This window comes from Thermoanaerobaculum aquaticum, from assembly GCF_000687145.1.
Taxonomy (GTDB): Bacteria; Acidobacteriota; Thermoanaerobaculia; order Thermoanaerobaculales; family Thermoanaerobaculaceae; genus Thermoanaerobaculum; species Thermoanaerobaculum aquaticum.
Genome location: NZ_JMFG01000025.1, coordinates 1 through 18,489, shown reverse-complemented (window position 1 = coordinate 18,489; position 18,489 = coordinate 1). Strand labels below are relative to the sequence as shown.

The 18,489-nt window shown below is 55.7% G+C and carries 11 protein-coding genes; 4 read left to right on the top strand and 7 right to left on the bottom strand.

All coding sequences use genetic code 11. The features are described from left to right. Nucleotides 1–18 precede the first annotated feature (18 nt). The 4 genes from EG19_RS09785 (at nucleotide 19) to EG19_RS09770 (ending at nucleotide 9,188) form a co-directional block, all read left to right on the top strand. Nucleotides 19–555: a ClpP family protease gene (locus tag EG19_RS09785; protein WP_053335189.1), complete on the top strand. Its 537-nt coding sequence runs from the start codon at nucleotides 19–21 to the stop codon at nucleotides 553–555. A gap of 130 nt (nucleotides 556–685) precedes the next feature. Then, nucleotides 686–3,139, top strand: coding sequence for a type IV secretory system conjugative DNA transfer family protein (locus tag EG19_RS12845; RefSeq protein WP_161685554.1), 2,454 nt, complete (start codon nucleotides 686–688; stop codon nucleotides 3,137–3,139). Between the two features lie 628 nt (nucleotides 3,140–3,767). Beyond that, a complete protein-coding gene (locus EG19_RS09775; protein WP_161685552.1) occupies nucleotides 3,768–5,906 on the top strand; it encodes a vWA domain-containing protein in 2,139 nt (712 codons plus the stop codon). Between the two features lie 21 nt (nucleotides 5,907–5,927). After that, on the top strand, nucleotides 5,928–9,188 hold the full coding sequence (locus EG19_RS09770; RefSeq protein ID WP_081800099.1) for a tubulin-like doman-containing protein: 3,261 nt from the start codon (nucleotides 5,928–5,930) through the stop codon (nucleotides 9,186–9,188). A 269-nt stretch (nucleotides 9,189–9,457) separates the two neighbouring features. Here the strand turns inward: EG19_RS09770 and EG19_RS09765 are convergent, their stop codons facing one another. The 7 genes from EG19_RS09765 to EG19_RS09735 form a co-directional block, all read right to left on the bottom strand. After that, nucleotides 9,458–10,939 (bottom strand): sigma-54-dependent transcriptional regulator, encoded by a 1,482-nt coding sequence (locus EG19_RS09765; RefSeq protein ID WP_038050007.1) that lies wholly within the window; start codon nucleotides 10,937–10,939, stop codon nucleotides 9,458–9,460. A gap of 12 nt (nucleotides 10,940–10,951) precedes the next feature. Continuing rightward, the gene (locus EG19_RS09760) at nucleotides 10,952–11,584 is read right to left on the bottom strand and encodes a hypothetical protein (protein ID WP_038050005.1); all 633 of its coding nucleotides are present in this window, start codon (nucleotides 11,582–11,584) and stop codon (nucleotides 10,952–10,954) included. Between the two features lie 3 nt (nucleotides 11,585–11,587). Then, nucleotides 11,588–13,441 carry a hypothetical protein gene (locus EG19_RS09755; RefSeq protein WP_038050003.1) on the bottom strand — a complete coding sequence of 618 codons (1,854 nt, stop codon included), beginning with the start codon at nucleotides 13,439–13,441 and terminating at the stop codon, nucleotides 11,588–11,590. 4 nt (nucleotides 13,442–13,445) lie between these two features. Then, nucleotides 13,446–14,471, bottom strand: a complete 1,026-nt coding sequence (locus EG19_RS09750) for a hypothetical protein (RefSeq protein WP_038050002.1) — start codon at nucleotides 14,469–14,471, stop codon at nucleotides 13,446–13,448. 4 nt (nucleotides 14,472–14,475) lie between these two features. Beyond that, nucleotides 14,476–16,941, bottom strand: coding sequence for a hypothetical protein (locus EG19_RS13715; protein ID WP_038050001.1), 2,466 nt, complete (start codon nucleotides 16,939–16,941; stop codon nucleotides 14,476–14,478). A 17-nt stretch (nucleotides 16,942–16,958) separates the two neighbouring features. After that, complete coding sequence (locus EG19_RS09740) at nucleotides 16,959–17,858, bottom strand: hypothetical protein (RefSeq protein ID WP_038050000.1); 900 nt, start codon at nucleotides 17,856–17,858, stop codon at nucleotides 16,959–16,961. 6 nt (nucleotides 17,859–17,864) lie between these two features. After that, a partial coding sequence (locus EG19_RS09735; protein ID WP_038049999.1) for a KamA family radical SAM protein occupies nucleotides 17,865–18,489 on the bottom strand: 625 nt, incomplete at its 5' end.

Sequence of the window (18,489 nt, the reverse complement as noted above, 5' to 3'; positions counted from 1 at the left end):
AATCTTGGGAGGAGCGTCATGGATGCCCTATTAAGCCATCGTATTTTGTTTCTTGGCGAACCCATCACCACAGAAGTGGCGAACCGGCTTATTTCCGGGTTGCTGCTTCTGGATGCTGACGATCACCAGGCACAAATTGATTTGTACATCAACTGCTCGGGCGGAAATGTGTTGGATGGGCTGGCAATTATCGATGTGATTCAGTGCATTCAAGCTCCGGTTAGCACTATTTGTGTCGGACGGGCGGCTTCAATGGCGGCTTGGATCTTGGCAGCCGGAGCCAAGGGCAAACGCTACGCCGCCCCCAACGCCGAGGTAATGCTTCACCAGGTAGCCGCCAGTTTCGCCGGGCAAACCAGCGACATCCGCATTTATACCCAGCGCATGGTGGGGCTTCAGCAGCGACTGGTGGGCATGTTAGCCCGGTGGACAGGCCAGTCCCGGCAACGTATTACCAAGGATATGGAGCACGAATTCTTCATGACAGCAGAAAAGGCTAAAGAATATGGCATCGTGGACGCCATTTTAGAGCCTTATGTGAGGGAGGACGGTTAATATGACCTCCGAACAAGGTAGGGCCAAGGGTCAAGAGCCGTACATTCACCTGTTTCGAAAGCCGGGTGGGGGTTGGTGTGGTATCTGCGCCTTTCAGTTAATGGCTTGCCCAGCAGAGCGGAGCGAAAGGTTGCGCACGGATGAACTGGTAACGCGCCATCTTAGCCGGCAGGTGGACCTGATAAACTCTCTATATAGTCCTTCGCCGCCTCGCGCCTACGCCCTGCGGTACTTGAGTCGCCCTCATCCCTCCTCTTTTTCTGCCGGTGAAATCGCGATCGTGCTTTTTGGCAAAGCGGAAGATTCAGAAAAGTTCGGGTGTTACCGGCGGGCTCATGCTCTCTATCTCGAACTCAGCGCAGTTCTGGGTGGAATGATGCCCCATCACGCATGGTCCACTGTGACAGACCAAAAGCACTTCGAAAGTCTTTGGCAGCCCATGGAATGGGAAATGAGTTCGGTGGCGGAAATCCGGCGTCGGGAGGGCAGGGTTTCGCTCGAGACTATCCGCCCGCGCCCTGTCCTCGGAAAGACTTCCACAAAGCAAGAGGCAACAAATGATCACGGCGAAACCGTGTATTTCATCCACGCTTTTTTGCCACGTCCCAGCACTATGGCGCGTTTGCTTCGCACCATGCTGCTGCAACCCGCTCCTGTGGTGCTTCAGGTGGCGTTAGCGCCGGTCCAGCTCGCGCCACAGGAAGAAGAAGCAATGGTTGCGGAAATTGCGCGTAGCGAGCAATACCTCCAGCGGCGGCATACGCTGGTCAGCGAAGGTGCCATTGCCGTACCAACAATTTTGTCAAGGCGAGCAGAAGCCATTTGTGAAGGGCTACTCGGCCAGCTTCTCCGCCTGCAGGACGCGCCGTTCCTTATGCATATCCTCGTTGCTAGCCCACAGCCCCTTTCCCCTACACTGCTGGAAACCGTAGGCGTGGAGGTGACCCGGCCCGTGGGAGAGCAGCTGCAAGGAAATCTTGCCGGCTTGCAAATGGGCGGGTACGATGTCGCCATCCCGAGCACCCCAAGCGACCGCGCGATCTTGCTTGGAAACCTTCAGCACATCGAGTTCACACCTTGGGGTAACAGTTCGGCACCACCTTCCCTCCGCCGCGTCCGCTGGCTCGTTGATGCGCAGGAAGCGGCAGGGGCGTTCCGCTTCCCGGTGGCTACCGCGGAAGGGCTTCCAGGATTGGGTGTGCAACACGTGCGGATGCAACCTGTGCCCCGCGAGGCTTCGATCTACTGGCAAAAATGCCCCGCAAAAAAGCGGACGCAAGTTGGTGAAAGCTCCTACCTTGGTCTCACCGAGCCGGTGTACCTCGCGGAGCAAGACCGGCGGCAGCACGTTTACATCGTCGGCCAGACAGGCACGGGTAAGACAACCCTAATCAAGAAGATGATCGTCGCGGATATGCAAGCCGGCAACGGTTTGGCCGTGATAGATCCGCACGGTGACCTTTTTGACGAGTTGCTCTCGCACATCCCGCCCCATCGCCTCGACGACGTTGTGATTTTGGACCCCACCGACACTGAATACCCCGTTGGGGTGAACCTGCTAGAGTGCGACCCTGATCAACGCTACTTTGTCGTGCGCGAAATGCGTGCTATCATGGAACGACTTATTCGCGACCAATTTGACCAAAAAGCAGCTGAATACGCCGGCCCTGCTTTTTACCAGCATATGCAGATGAATATGCTGCTCGCAATGTCAAACCCAGACAATCCAGGCACGCTGTTGGAGTTCTACGAGATTTTCCAGCACCCCAACTATTGGAAGCGATGGCTACCCTTGCGGTGGTCTGATCCCCAGTTGGCGCGCTGGACTACGCAAAACTTGCGAAACCTCGACTACACGCATCGGTTCAATGACTCAATGACCTGGGGCGAATACCTGAGCAGCAAGTTTGAAGACTTCGTCTTTGACCCCAAACTGCGATTAATCTTTGGTCAGAGGAGGTCCACGATCAACCTACGGCAAATCATGGACGGTGGACAGATTTTGCTGGTAAACCTTGCCAAGGGACAGCTGGCAGAAGCAAACTCACGCTTCTTGGGCATGGTACTCATGTCTAAGATCCTCGCCGCAGCAATGGAACGCGCCAGTCTCCCGCCCGGGCAGCGGCGTACTTTCTACCTTTACGTGGATGAGTTTCAAGCTCTGGCCACGGAAAGCTTTACGCTACTACTCTCAGAGGCCCGAAAGTTTGGGGTTGCTCTGGTATTGGCCAACCAGTTTTTGTCACAAATCAGGGATCAAAACATCGTGCAGTCCATATTCGGTAACGTCGGTACAGTCATTAGCTTCAGAGTAGGACAAGCAGATGGGGAAATTCTGGAGACGCATTTTTCTCCCTATTTTGACGTACTCGACCTAACCAGCCTGCCTAACTGGAACGCTTGTGTTCGCCCGACCGTTGGAGGGAATCGCGTCATCCCCTTCACGATGCGGACGATCCTGCTCGATGCACCGCGCCAGAAAGCGACCGCCCAAGCTGCGAGGGAGCGCTCCCGGGCACTTTACGGGCGCCCCCGAGAGCTGGTGGAAGCGGAAATCCGCGGCCAGCTGATGTGCGAGGATTAAAGGGTTAGCCCGCTCCGTTCCAAATGGGATCGTTTTGCGCTGGAACGAGCGCGGAGCATGGCCGCTGCTACTCACCGCCGCCGGTAGGTAAGCGCTTGAGAGGTCTCACGAAACAACCCCACCTGACGACACCATCTCAGGGTTGGCCGCCCAGCACCCCTCAAAGACCCGATTTATCTATGTTGCCGGCCAAAAGGATAAGGACTACCTCCCGGCCCTTGCTGTTCGGTGGATTCCTCGCTAAAGGTCGTCCAGTAACTTTTCCTCCCCTATCCCGTTTCCGTCGGCCGACACTAGTCGTTGGACCCTGTTCCGGTTGGCACCCACGTCGCCCCAACGGTCTCCCTAAGCTCATTACGCTTTATCGAAAATAACACCAGTCTCACCTTCCGCCAGCTCCCCTCCCGAAAACACACAAGCCCCTCGACCGCTTGCTTCGCCCCAGGTCCAAAATGTCTCACCTCCTTTCCGAGACACAGAATCTGCGCCGCTTGACACAACGCCCTTTCTGTAGTTATAAATGACATAGCTGCATAGCGCTGGGAGGAATATGACATCCTATTTCACGCAAGCGCAGCTAGATGACATACGTTGCCCAAAAGACCATTTTCCTGCTAGCCTGAGTCCCGTGGCGGAGAGGGCTGCTCCCGCTGTTTTCTTTGGGTGTCTGAGGTTATTCATCATCCTCCTTCTTCCGCTTTTCCTTGCGCACGGCTGTAAAGTAAAGAACGAGACGAAGCACCAAGCCGTCACTTATCGCCAGGCAAGTCAGGAAATTAGCCTCGGCTCCTGGGAGAGAGAGCTACCGGCTGACATCGTGCTACTACTTGACCAGTCTGGGAGCATGAGTAAGGGGGACCACCCTACCGATCCCACGGGCTTACGGGCGACAGGCAGCCGTTCGTTTGTCGAGTTCCTTGCACAGCGCTCTTCCAAGGAACAACCTAACCGCTTTGGAGTTGTGAACTTCGGGAGTCATGCACAAAGAGATCATGCATGTCCGTTGACCGCTATTCGTTCCCACGACGACCCAGCCCTTCAAACCATTTTTGCGAAGCTTAAAGAACTCGACTTGGGCGATACCAACATCATTGCAGCCATAAGGCTGGGGATGCAGTTACTTCGTGAAGGCGGTTCCTTTGAGCAACCCCGGAACCGGGCTTTGGTGTTGTTCACCGACGGCGAGCCAGACGACGCACGGAATCTCTCCTTGGCGCAATACTTCGCTGAGTTATCTGAGTTCTTTCAAGACCAACTCAAACCTTCAGGTGTGAGCCTATTCGTTGTGGGCATTGATACTGTCGGAACAAGATGGAGCGCCACTGTGCCTTACTGGAAGGGGCTTGCGGGGAGCCAGTATGTCTTCACAACGCCCAACATGACCGCTTTGAAAGCTCAGTTCAATCGCATTGTCCAGCGTATATGGCATCTTCCGGAAGTTGAGCCGGTGGCAGTGTCCTCACTAAGTCCCGTGGGTTTTGAGCTGGAGCCGTATTTGGCTTCCGTCGAGTTTCACATTTTCCCAACTCGGGAAGGGCTTACCCTTAACGTGCGCCGGCCTAACGGTAAGATTGTGGAACCGGGCAAAGATCCCGACACGCCGCCGATCAAGCGCTTGACCACTTTCGACCTCCTCGTAGTTCGTGACCCAGAGCCGGGCCGATGGCTCTATGAAGTTGTCGGGGGAGCAGGAACTGTGGAGGTCCTCCGCAACCCGATCCCGCTGCACATGCGGTTGCTGAGCCCTAGAGCTATCCACCCTCAAGGTAAACCCATGCGCCTGATTGCCGAGTTCAGGCGGACTGATGAAAAGCCCGTGCCGTCGCATCGAGACTATCCGTTAGCCCTCACCGCTGAAATAACCACCCCCTCTGGCAAGCGCGAACTCATTGAGTTCCCTCTGGACAAAGGGCGTAACGGCGTTTATGTCGGGCAGCCTGCTTTGGAAGCGCCGATGGAGCTCGGGGAGTACCAGGTACTGCTAAAAGTAAGCGGCGGTGACAGGTATCATTCCGACCACGCCGTGGCGGTGCAAGTGAAGCCGGTCCCTTACCTTCTAATCGATGAGCCAGGCGAAGACCAACCACGACCTCCCGCAGCGGCAATCCCTCTTCGTGTCCGTTTGCTGCAAGGTGGAAAACCACTGAAGCCTCAGGAAGCTTTTACCAACCATCCTGACCATCTGGTCATTGCTCAACTTGTGGAGGACCCGGAAGGTCAAAAGGGCCAAGCCATCTGGCTTAGCCTCGCCAAGGAGGGGGATACACCAGGCCAGTTTGTCGGTGCCGTACCTGTGCCAAAGCCCGTGGAAGGACGCTATATTCTTGCCGTCAGGCTCGCCCCGGAGGAAGCTTCCAAGCAACCAGTGGCAGACCAAACGATTATCGAGCTAGTCGCACGGCGCCCGCCAATGCCAGGATGGCAAAAAGCGCTTTGGAAATTGCTTGGTCTGGCGGGCGCCGGGTTGTTTGCTTTGACGCTATGGTTGTTGAGTTTGCCCCGCGCCTCAGGCGGCGTTGAGGTGTTGGTAGATACCGGCAATGGGGAAGATGTATGTGCTTCATTCCGTTTGGTTGGACGCAAGTTTCGGCTGATCCGCATCAAGGCTCATTCAGGCATCAAAGGGCGATGGCTGTTCGTAAACGGCACGAAACGCAATGACCGGGTCACCGTCCGTTTCTTTCACAAGGGCGTGCCCTTGTGGAAGCATGTCACGGACGGCGGTGAGGTTAGAATCGGAAAACATATCGTTCGTTACTATGCTTGAGAAACCTCGGAGGTAAGGACCATGGCACAAGCATTTCTCATCGTAGGGGTTGGAGGTGGTGGCAGGGGCGTAGCCAATTGGGTAAAGAAGCGCTTGCAAACCGATACATTCCCCTTTTCTGGACGCGTGTATACCCTTGTTCTCGACGGTCCAGAACGAGACCAGTACATCCTCCCGGGTGATTTTCAAATCGACACATCGCCGGGGTCACCAGAGTTTTATCAGTTCACCCAATCGCCCGTAACTCCAATCCAAATGCGTGCCAATGGGCAGCCCGTGCCTTTTATTGACACTTGGTTAAGCGAACATGATGCACAACGAGTCCCTGCAAATCACATCGACCCACGGGATGGCTACGGGATGGTGCGAGTGGCTGGCAGAGTCGGCTTTTTCCAGGAGGTCGCCGGCGTCGATGCGAAATTAACCAACCTGCTCAAAATGGCGCTTGCCACCGGAGATACCGCCACCCAGCAGGGAACTATAAACGTTTTTTTGGTCGGTTCCTTCTCCGGGGGTACCGGTGCCGGAATGCTGCTAGATGTTGCCCATTTACTTCGCAGTCGATTAGACAGCCTTCCAGGGGTCAACAAGCATTTTATCGGCATCATATTGATGCCTAACTCCTACGATCGTGTTTTTTCAACAGCCAGCGAACAGGTCGCTCGCGATGCTCGCTCTTTCGCCGCCCTTCGGGAGTTGATGCGTGCCCAAGGAGCAGGCTCCACCAGGGAAATCAATATCCAGTATGCTGATAACATTCGTGTCAATAACAGCCAGCTTTTTGACCTATGCTACCTTATAGACGGGCAGGGAGCTAGCTTCCAACTCGCCAACACACTTCCTCGCGACGGCGTCTGTGCGGCCGCTGCCGACTTTCTTTTGACCTTAGTCAAAAACGAGGATCCCTGGTCAGCAAGCATAATCGCAACATATAAGCCCGGCACGGCGGTGCAGCCCAGCACCAGGCGCTACTCCGATTTTGGGATCCACTCCTTTATCTTTCCCGAAAAGGATCTTCTCGAGACCATGGCCTTACGCTTCGGAGTAGAGCTTTACAACCTGCTCATCACGCCGCCGGCCGCTGCTGCCGAAGAAGGGAAGAAGATGGCAGAGGAAATGCTAAATGGTATTAGATTTACCGAGCTTCTTGTTTTCAACCAACGAGGACGCGACATCTACTCCCGTCCTCCGATCAAGAGTGAACCACAATGGCGTAATGATCTGCTCGAGCTCATCAGGCACTTTGCCGTTGGCGGAGATAGCTACTCCTTCCCACGGTCACCCATACTCAACCTTGCTGACGTTGTTCCCGTAGATCAATGGTACAATAACATAACTAACGTCGAGGTGATCACCAACTGCGACAAAGAGGACAAAGCCTACATAGGCGCTGAGGACTCCACAAGGGTCCAGCAGGTTTACGGCTTCCTCAAGGAGACAAGCAACAAAATTGCTTCTGCCTTTGCCGATTCGCTTATTAGCCGTATCAAGAATCTTTTTTACGACCCCACAACTGGAGAACCCATACCCTTAAGTGTTAAGCCATACTCCCTTGCCGTCCTGGGCGACTTTCTTTCCACTCTTGACCACTACATTGATGCCTTACGTGCTGCCTACCAAAACGCACTCCACCAGTTTGACCAGAGGCAAGATGTTGTAGGGTATCAAAAGATGGTTGTGGATGAGTTGGCGAAGAAGATGCAGCAGTCGGACGTCGATGGTGACCTACAACGCCAATACGTGGGTGACAAAAACACCCTTGGCGAATATCAGCGTTTCATGGAGCTGAAGATATGGCGCATTGTGCTCAATTCGTGCATTCACCTGTTGGATACTCTGGATGAATTGGTCGAGATCGTTGACCGAATGGTTGGGCGAACCACGCACGCATGGCTCAAGTACCTCGACCGTGATTGCCGCCAGGCCCTTTCCGATCGCCTGAACGGCCTATACAATGCCCGTCACACGTTTTCTAAGGTACCCGTTCGCACATACTTCCCCATGCCAGAGGACCGCGCCGAAGCCCAAATTTATCAGGAACTGGTTATTGGAAATACCGGTGGCACACAACCCGCCATCGGGCAAATGCACATGAGCTTGCTAAGCAACATGAAGTGGAGGTTTTACGCTCCGGCAAGCAGCCAAGCAGGTTGGACACCTCGCGAAAAAGTGGAAGCCTATGAGTTACTTCTCGAGTTTCCCAAGGTCGAGGGATTCGATGAAACTCTTTACCAGCAGTTGGCGAAGCAGAGACTCCGGCACGTACAGACGGGAAAAATTGAGGAGCTCACCGTTTATCGGCATTCTCCCGACCAACCGGTTCAATATGCAAGAAACCAGCTCAAAGACCCTCTTGCGAAGATGGGCATATGGGACGCCCTTGCCTATGACTTTCAATTTAACTGGTTGCCGGACCATCGGGACCTGGACCAAACCCAAGCACTTCAGGACTATGTCGCCGACAGAGTAAACCTCTTAATTCAACGCTCCAATCATTTGCTTAGCCATACGGATGTGGGAAGGCCAAGCCAGGTATTTTGTTTCTCTGAGTTTTCCCCCGAGGCTGGCACATTGGCTGCCCAGATTGCACAAGCTTTTCGCGATGAGCTCAACAAAAGAGGCGGAATCAATGACAACCCGGCACTTCGCAAGGAGATCATCCGCGTCCAGTCGGAATACTACATTGACATCAACAAGTGGGGATACCAATCCACGTGCCACACGAACTATCGGCAGTATTTAAATGATCTCGCCCAGCGAAGAGACTATATCCAACCAGCGGTTTGCCCGGAAGAGAGGCTAGCGGCGCAAATCGAGGGATGGCTGTTCTCACAAGGGTTCCTCAACCCAATTCGCCCCTTGGACCCCACGGTGGTCGCGTATTTGCGCAATGAAGAAGCGTTCACCAACCTCGCACTGGTTTACGCAATGAAACTCCTTGCCGTTCAAACATCCAATGACCCAACCAAGAGTGATTCTTTCGTTGTGGATACGGGGCAAGCAGCCGGTCCCGTTGTGCTTGGAGAGGTCTGGAATATGGGCCAAGTGCTTTCGGTTTACTTCTCAAACGAAAAAGTGCAGGCCAAGGTGAACGACCTTTGGCGCACCTACCTTAATGGTTTTGCAGGCAATTTTTCTAACCTGAAGGAAACGCTTACGACAGCTGCGAAGCAACTTAATTTCCACGACGTACCGACCGGTAAGATAGATGACATTCACAGGGATGACCTGCTCCTGGCGATGAAAGCTGCTATTCTTCTTTACGCGGAGAAAATTCGTTAGAACCAAACAGGTTCGAATGCGATGGCCCCGGGACAGCCCAGCTAACCAGTGAGACGGTTCAGGCCTTTGCTGCGGTGAATTTCGCCCAGCAATCTTCCAACTCCTAACGACTGGGCAGCTTGGCGATGGTCATAAACGCCGATCTGGTCCAGGGAGCTTTTCAACCCAGACCTCCGTTGCCAACATCAAGAGTCCAATTTGCGAGGCGGGCCTATTCGCTGCCCTTTACAGAACCCCAAGATTTCGCCGGGCCACAGAATGTAACGCTTTTAACGTTTCTCGCCCTTGTTTCGGGGGCGAAAGGCTCTTTGAACCTGCTCAAAATGCGCCGCAAGCTGAGGGAAGCGTTCTAGCAAGCGTCGCACACGCCGCGTCAACACGAAACGGTCGTTGAGACCGAGGAGCCTCCAGGCTTCACTTTTCTTCCCCCCGCAAGCTGAAAGAGCGCGTTCGACTTCGGCAAGCTCGGCTTCGGCAAGAACCTCCTCGAGGGGGCGTGGCCCACGACTGCTCTTTGTAAGAGCCGCCGGTTTCGTTTGACCCTCAAGTCTTCCCGACGCCCCCGTGACCACGTCGAGAGGCAAATCTTCCAGCTCGATCCGCTCATGGCGCCGAAGACTCGCTTTTAGCATCGCCGCTTCTAGCACGTTACGCAGCTCCCGAACGTTCCCCGGCCAGTCATAACGCTCAAGGGCTGCTTGCGCCTCGGCGCTTAAACCAGTAAGGGCATGTCCCTTTGCTCTAAGGGTAGTTAAGAAGTGCTCCACCATCAAAGGAATATCCTCGCGTCGCTCCCGCAAAGGCGGCAAATGAATTTCGCAGACCTTAAGACGGTAGTAAAGGTCCTCTCGGAATTGCCCCTGACGGATCGCGGTTCCAAGATTCACGTTGGTGGCAGCGATAACCTGCACATCCACATGGATTTCCTCGCTTCCCCCAAGGCGGCTTATCGTGCGTTCCTCCAGAAAGCGCAGCAACTTCACCTGAGTTTCCGGCGGTAGTTCACCCACTTCATCCAGGAACAGCACCCCTCCACGAGCTCGTTCAATGAAGCCCAGATGTCTCCGTTTTGCATCAGTAAATGCTCCTGGCTCATAGCCGAAAAGTTCAGCCTCTACTGTGGTGGGCGGCAGGGTTGGGATTGCCACGGGGACGAAGGGAGCTTGCGTCCTCGGTCCACTGGCGTGAATGGCCCGAGCGACCAGTTCCTTGCCGGTTCCGGTTTCGCCGGTGATCAATACGGTCACCTGGCTGTCGCGAGCAACGGCCGCGATCATCTCTTTGACCTCGCGCAATGCCGCCGACTCCCCTATGAGCTGGCGCGGCTCCACAATCGCAAGCTCTTCCTCGAGCTGACGAAGCCGCGTGGCCATCCTGGCTTGCGCCAGTGCCTTTTCAATACGCGCCCTTAGCTCGCTAAGCCCTTTACCCTTCTCGATGAAATCAGCGGCGCCAAGGCGCATGCACGCTACGGCTTGATCGATGTCACCGTATGCGGTAATGACTAAAACCGGAGAATTGGGAAGCCTCTCACGCAACTCCTGAAGTAGGGACAGAGCAACGGACGTATCGTCGCTATCTGGAATCAGCCGAAGATCTAGCAGGATCGCGTCTGGAGGGGGCGAAAGGTGTTCCAGGGCCTGGGTGGCGTTTTGCGCCGTCTCCACCCGGTACGTACTCCGAAGCGCCCTCGTAAGGGAGGCTGCGTACTCAGCCGAGTCGTCAATGAGAAGAAGCCGTGGTGCCGTCACTGGCCTCCAAGCTTACCATTCGTCGCCAGCTGCGACCCCGCGGATCGCAAGTAGCGTCACAATGATCACGGCCGTAAGGCCAACAATCGCAACCATGGTTACAGCCGCGGCCGGCCACGACGGGTTCGCCTCGGCTGCAACGCTGACTGTTCGGCCCGCCGCTCCGGCAACCTGGACTGTCGGCTCATGAACCGCCTCCTGTCCTCCCGCCGCGGCCGGGATCAAGTTTGTCAGAACCTGTCCGCGGCTCAGTTGGCCAAAAATAGACAGCTCCCACGCGGCAAAAACCACAAGAAGCACCGTTGCAGCGATCCGCACTACGGCCTCTGGCGCCACGAGCGGTCCCCAAAGGGAATCTTTAGCGGTGTCTTTCCTGATCCACACGAGTAACAATCCAAAACCAACCAACAAAAAAAAGAAGGCTGCAAACAGTGCAAACTTCAGCAACACTTCCTTTTCATGCAACGCCCAGTTAGCTCCCACCACGGCCACAAGGATCCCGAGGATCAGCACGCCAATGAGCGCCAGGACCCCGACCCATCCGCCAAGATACTTCACCCGCGGCCAGTCGGACTGAGGCCCCGCTTGGCTTGGGGACTTGTTCGTGGCCCCGCTTTTAGCCACCCGATTGACGGCGTCTGGCATAACTCACCTCCTTGAAACCGTCAAATAAAGATGCGAGATCAAAAGTCCAAGGTTTAAGAACGCCACACACCCTTGAAACGCGAGCACGGCATCCACAACGGTGCGATGGCTGATCCCCTCGCAGGGTTGCAGGGTCATAAAGAAATACGCGGAGGAAGCGAGAGCATGGACGAAGCCACCCCCCGCGGACTCCGGCGTCATGTGAAGGAGATAATGGACAACCCCAAAGAAAAAGATCCACGCGACAACCGCAACGACGAAACGCGTCAACGAAGAAAGCGCAAACGCCACATACCGCAAAAGCAGCCACAACGGCCACCGGTACCAACGCTCCCTCACCCAGAAATCAAAGCGCAGCCGCCGAGCCTCGGCGAGGCATGCCATTTCCTCCTCCACCTGGTGCAAATCCGAAAACCTCTTTGCAAGCCGCTCGATAATCGTCAGCCGCGCATTCAGCTCAGAGCGGCGACGGGTCCTGGGGTGGAACCATCGCGCCACCATTTTCACTTCCTGTTCTATTTCCCGAAAACGGTCTTTAAGGTCTAGGTTGTACTCAACTCCAAGGAAAAGGCTTTCGGCAACCACCTCCCCTTCGTGTTGGAGGGAAATCGCGTCTAACGCAACCGTTGGCGTTTTGCCACCCAAGAGCTCCTTGGCCTCTAGCGCCAGGGTGGCGGCGTGAATGGCATCAACAACCGTGAGATTAGAAGCGCCAAGGAGTTTCGCAGCGCGAGCGATGAGAATTTCGGCCACGGACAACAATCGTCCTGGGGAGCTGTGGCCTTGCGGTTCATCCGCTGCTTTCGCCTCGGGCGGCCAGCAGAATGGAAGCTCGGGCGATAGCTTCCGGGCGCGTACGGGACGCTGTGCTTTTGCCCACGTACGGTGGAGACCGGGTAGCGGTTTAATCAGGAAAGCGTAGTCGAACCCCGAGGCGCGCAGGTACTGGCGATTGCGTTGGGCTATTTCCTTGCGGGTGGTACCTCGTGTGTGACCCACCGTAACAAAAACCCGCCGTCGTGCACCCTCCAGCCCCTGGAAGCTCTCGTCCCGCTTTTCGAGAGCGGAGAGATGTCCCCCCGAACGGTCTGGAAAGCCAAGATAGAGATCCTCGAACGTGAGGTTCGGCTCGAAACCTCCTCCTTTTCCCAGCGTGGCGCGTAGGAGAGACTCGCTCGTGATCATCAGCGAGCGATAGCCGAACCGATACGCCACGAACGCGTTAAAGGCGGCGTACGCTTCCTCTTCGTCAACGGCTGCCGCCAGGAGCCTGCGGCGGGGCAAATGGTCGCAAGAGCCTTGAGCTTCCGGCTCGTTGCGTAGCCAATCGCGGATGGTTTCCCGTAATCCGGAGGGGTCAAAAAGCGCCGGGAATCTTGAGCTGTTTCGCCCGGCAACCCTGGACAACGCATCGGGCCACCGTTTCGAGCCAAGAGCGCCGAGAAAATGCGAATCAGGCACGTGGGGGACGTACGGGAGCCAGTGAATCTCGGGAAAGACCAGGATCAGGAGGGAAGCCAACGCCACCATCGGAGTTTCTTGGCCAATTATTTGAGCCGTGCCGGCCTGCAGCGTTGCGCAGCTTGCATCGTAAAAGTCCACGAGGCCGACGGCGTCGCGCAAGACTGCCGGTCCACCGCGTTGATCCGCCTCTCTCTCGATCCAACCGGCCAAATCCCGGAACTGAGCCGCTACCCAACGTGGCCTTTCGTCGGTAGCGAGCCGATCGAGGGGTTTGATCGTCCGGCAGCACACATCCTTTTTCTGCGCCCCCCAGCCGTTAATCAACCAAGCTTGTGCAGCACGGGCAAGAGGCAGAGCCTCGGACTGAAAAAGGACAAACGCCAGCTTGGGCATAAGGTCATCCTTGCGTCTGTTCTCTTTTGCCTCTTCTCGATCGCTCGAGCGAAGAGACCAACTCATCAACCCAGCCTTTCAGCTCGGAATGAACGGACGCGAAGCGCTCCTTGGGCCAATTCGCCGCGGCACTCCCGTACAACTTGGCACGAATGCCCTCAACGCCTTGGAGGCTGCTTTGGATGCTTGTTTTAGCCTCCTCACTGCTAAGCAGAGGGCTGCCCTCCTGCGGCCACCCACGCCTCTCCGCCCAGGCCCTAACGTCTTCTGTGGGATTCACCCCTCCACCCGCAAGAAACCGCAGGCGAGCCAGAGCAGTTTCGATGTTCTTTCTGGCCTCGTTCTTGACTTCTTCGGTCCAAGACTCAGGGTTTTCCTGGGCGGTTTGAAGGTCTAAAAGCACCGCATCAAAGCCCGACACCACGTCGTGGATAATTGTTGCAATGGGGTCGGCGGGCGCCGCGGTCGGAGCTTTCCGAGGTAGTCCCCGTTTCTTCCGCTGCTCCGGGTCCCCGAGAACTGCCTGCAGAGACTTATCCATAGGGTTATTTTGGCACGCAGCGAGGATAACGTTAAGAAGCTGTCGGAAGCTGTGCTGATTTCTGCCGTTCGCGTACGTTCCGAGCTCAATCAAGGAGTTTCGAACCGCAGCGCCATCGCCGACGGTCGAAAAGTCGCGCGCGCATACTCTTCTCCACGGGTCACTTTCTGGCCACTGGGAACCCACAAACTCGGCAGCTGACATCGCTGCGCCTCCAGGATGCACAAAGAGGCAGATATCGTCAACCCCGGTATCTTTAACGGCATTTTTGATTCTCGTCCCTACGTCAACCCCTGCGTTAATCTGAGAATCACCTCGAAGGATTACGACTGCCAGACCATCCTTCGGGAGGTCAGTGCTCCCCGTGCCCCGTTCGTCGAAATACCACGGGCCCGTATTTTCTGGGTCTACCCCCCAAGTCCTCAGTAGATCCTTATCGACATCCAAACCTGCCACTCTCGTCACGATCAGCAAGACACGCGGTGCCATGCGATCACCTCCCGCTAACGGCCATGAGCACGCTGCCCAGGCTCGGTTTGGAGAGTTCCCGCACGATGGTAGCCTCGAGCGTCGAGTACTCGACGAAGGGATACTGGCCGTACGGACCTTTCACCTGGGCTCCTCGCCCGGACGTCACGATCACGCGGGCTGCGACACGGTGAAGAGCATCGAGGAAATTGCTGAAAAACTGCTCGTTGCCGCCCACCACCGCGGCCAGAGACTCCATAAGCCCCCGGTGAATCACCACGACGTCACAGGGCGGACCATTTGCCAATTCCAAAGAAGAACACCAGCCGTCCTTACCAATGACAGTGCACGAGCGCACCTCTACATTGCCATTCTCTCCAACAGCGAATTCTAAACTCGGAAGTTCATCCTTACCTCTGAACTTTGTAGGCGTTGTCGAACTCTTGAGGTGGCAAAGTCTCATTTCACCCAATTGAAAAACAGGTGCCAAGCGCAGTCCGGCTTTCCAGTGCATGGAATACCAAAGCAACTTTCCCCCTTTGAAATCGATTTCGTCGTTCGCTACGGTCAAAAACACGCTCGCCACCCGCTCGTCCAGCACCAGCACCTTCAACAGGCAGCTTTCGATGAGTTGAAGCAAAAACAGCACGCCAGTAAAACCTGTAGGAACGTTCGCAAGGCGATCGAAGGCCTCACGGTTATTCTGGAAGTCCTTCAGGCTACCGATGTGCTGGTAAAAGCACCGGTTGCTCTCGTCCAAGCCACTCGGCATGCCCTTGCCGTGGTTATCGAACAAGAGCCAGGTGCCTGGTTGACCAGAGCCCTCACCAGCGCGTGCGCAAAGTTCACCCCACTCTAGTGTTGAGCTCCCCGGTGGACGAGCGAATTCCCGTGCCACCTTCCATGCGCTAAGGCTTGCTGGGTTAGGGACTCTCCCGTTTGTCTGTTTTTTGTGGACAGGATAGACCCGAATAAAGTTTTCAGTTCCAATGCCGCACTCTTCCGCGTGGGCCTTGAGCTCAGCCCATCGCCTTGGGAACGTGTCGTCGTCCCGATCGAAGTAGATCACGAGGTTAAAAGGCCGCTGATAGCCACGCTCCTTGGCAAAGGCAACGAGCCACCGGCGGTAAAGCTCGATGATCAGGCGCGGCTCCGGTTTGCAACTGTTGGTGTTGCTTTGTCGGAGAACATCCGCCGGCGACTGCGATTCGTAGTCCACCCGCACGCGATGGGCAAGGCCCACTGTCTTCAATTCGTTGAAGAGCTGATCCGCATTATTTTGTGGTGGGCGGAGCAGGATGCGCGCCGGCAGCCACAGGCGGTTGGCTTTGAGCTCCTCTAGCAGTTCTTGCCTTTGGTTGTTTCCGCTCGGCGCCTCCAGGTAAATAAGCCCCGGGGAGCGTTGCTGCACGAGCTGGCGGAGATCCTGGAGGGACCCGTTAACTTGAAAGGTTTCGATGCCGTAACGCGCAAGCTCGGCGGCCTCTTTGTCGTTCACAAGGGTTTCAGGCACCAACGCCAGGCAGGGGCGCTGCAGCCCAAAGATGTAGGTAAGGAGTTGCCCGCGTGCTCCGCCACCGTTGACAAGCGGGTCTTGCGCTTTAGCACCGAGAGGTCCAGGCAACACTCTTGGGCATTCCGGCGCTTGCCACTCGCTGTGCGGGTGAGCCAGGTACTGCGCGTACACCTTCATCTCTTGAATTCCCCACCCTTCCGCCACGAGCTCGCCCTTCTCGTCAATCAGGTCCCTCTCCAAGTGCTTCTGGATTTCAGTGGCGACCCTACCAGGGCTGAGGTTGTCCTGGTAGGTTACCGTGTAGAACCTCTTGTTGTTTTTGTCCTCTTCCACCTGCAGCGTGACCTCCAAGTTGTTACCTGAGTTGTGCTTCGCGGCGTTGCGAATGGCGTTTTCCAGAAAGCCGTAAAACGCCTGGCGCCCTACCCGCCCACCCGGGATGGCAACCAGGCAATCTTGGTACCCGTCTCCGAGGCTAAATTCTGAGAACTCATCTTCCTCCGTTGATGTGGCTGCTGCCCCGTTCGAATTTTTTGCCGCAGCGCGCCACGTTGTCTCCACGAAGGCCGCGTCCGCTGGCCCTTTAACCCTAAATGTCACCTTGCTAGCCTCAAAGCCCTCGTCGGCTACCAGGTTGTCGAGCAGTAGTCCTTGTTTTAAAAAGCCGCGCAGAAGGTCGGCAAAGAAAAGTTCTGGCTCCTGCCACGTTGGCCATTCCGTAGCCACCCGTGCCAAAAAATCCATACGCTCCTGCATGTATTGCAGCAGACGCTCACCATCGTGGGCGCCGCCGGCGCGACCGCTGGCCGGCCCCGCCAATGTCCCCGCGTGGATTCTGGCCAACGCGTGACTCCCGAGATTATGCGACATGTTGCGGGACATAATCGCAGCCCTTGCCGTTTGCTTCCGTCTCCGTTCGAGTTCTTTCTTGGTTTGAATCACCGACTCCGCGAGCTGTTTCAAACCGTCCTTCATTTCCTTAACAGCGGACTTTAAGCCCCCCCTGGCTCAATGGAGCGCCGGGACGGGAGCACCCGCTCGACCACGCCCTCTGCTTGGTCGGTGGCCTTCGTTTCCTCAAAAATTTCCCCTCCGAGAAGCAGGGCCACCACCGACGTCATCTGCGGCAGCAGTTTTCGAAGGTAGCGCTCCGCATCCTCCATCTTCCGTAGAGCTTCCTTTAAGGCCTGATCGTTGCCTTTCTCATAAGGGTACCAGACAAAAAAGAACCCGCTTTTTCTCCAAAGAGGGCTCAGCGGGAAAATCGAAACCACCGAGGTCGTCCCCTCTGTAGAGAGCTTAAGATACTCATCTTCGAGGACTTGCATTGCCGCGTATGCCACAAGGTCTTCCCAATCCTCTTCCTTGGCTTTCTTTTTCTTGGCTTTCTTTCTCAGTTCCTTTGCCAGGTCAGAGATCTTCCGCGACGGCACCAAAGCTACGTCGAAGAAGCGCGCAGCCTCGTCCACGTTAATGACTTGTGGAGCGAAGCCGAGCGACGAAGCTTGGTAGACACATGACAGGCGAAACAAAGACGCAACAGTTCGACTGCGGTTAGCGCCTGCCTGCTTGATCGCGTTTTTTAGCTGCTCCCAAGTTTGTCCAACGTACACCGGGGGAAGCCCAGCGCACTTGTTTGTGAATGAAATCCTCAACTGCTCTTCGTCCACGAGCAAATCCTGATCCGGATAAAGTGTCCTGAGGACCGCCTCGAAGAGCTCGTCAGTCCCCTCGTAGCACAGGCGAAAGCTAGACGGGTCCCCACCTCCGCAACTCCCTTCTTCATTAGAAAACAAAACTCGATTAAAAAGCACACGAACATGGGTTTCCTTAACGATTTCGACTACTACCTGAGAAAGAAAATTCCATGCTCGATCCTCATAAGTCACCATCGATCCCTACCTCTCGTCATCAACCTTCATGGGGTAGACCGCAACACCACCCTCGAACGTTTCAAACCAGTAGCCGTCTGGATCACGTTCCAGAAGATAGTCTGGCATATACATTACCTTCCCACAACCCCTCGGCAGGTACACGATGTAGGTTGGGTTAGCTAACCCCGAGACATGGCCCCAAAGACCCTTTATGATTGCGCGCCCCTTTTCCAGAGATGCCCGGAAATGAGCCGTAAACTCAGTAGGAATGTAATGAATAAGGTAGTACGGCCTGACCCTTACCTCGATAAGGCCAAGAAAGAGATCGCGCAGAATTTCAACTTCGTCGTTCACCCCGCCGAGGAGCGGTGTATGCGAACCGAGACAGACGCCAGCGTCAGCAAGGCGCTCACATGCATCCCGCACGTCATCGTTAAGTTCGTAGGGATGGACAAAGTGAAGATTCATATAAACCGGCTTGTATTGCCGAACCATCTGAAGAAAAGCCTCTGTAACACGGTAGGGGTTGACGGCTATCATCTTTGTGTCAAAACGAATCAGCTTCACATGCGGAATCGTGCGCAAGTCGGCGAGCATTTGCTGGAGTCGTCCATCAGCTAGGACAAGGGGATCCCATGATAACTCGCGC

Bases quoted from the DNA above. Each gene is read 5' to 3' on its own strand.
- EG19_RS09785 (WP_053335189.1), top strand. From the start codon at position 19: ATGGATGCCCTATTAAGCCATCGTATTTTGTTTCTTGGCGAACCCATC.
- EG19_RS09770 (WP_081800099.1), top strand. From the start codon at position 5,928: ATGGCACAAGCATTTCTCATCGTAGGGGTTGGAGGTGGTGGCAGGGGC.
- EG19_RS09760 (WP_038050005.1), bottom strand. From the start codon at position 11,584: ATGCCAGACGCCGTCAATCGGGTGGCTAAAAGCGGGGCCACGAACAAG.
- EG19_RS09755 (WP_038050003.1), bottom strand. From the start codon at position 13,441: ATGCCCAAGCTGGCGTTTGTCCTTTTTCAGTCCGAGGCTCTGCCTCTT.
- EG19_RS09750 (WP_038050002.1), bottom strand. From the start codon at position 14,471: ATGGCACCGCGTGTCTTGCTGATCGTGACGAGAGTGGCAGGTTTGGAT.
- EG19_RS13715 (WP_038050001.1), bottom strand. From the start codon at position 16,941: ATGAAGGACGGTTTGAAACAGCTCGCGGAGTCGGTGATTCAAACCAAG.
- EG19_RS09740 (WP_038050000.1), bottom strand. From the start codon at position 17,858: ATGGTGACTTATGAGGATCGAGCATGGAATTTTCTTTCTCAGGTAGTA.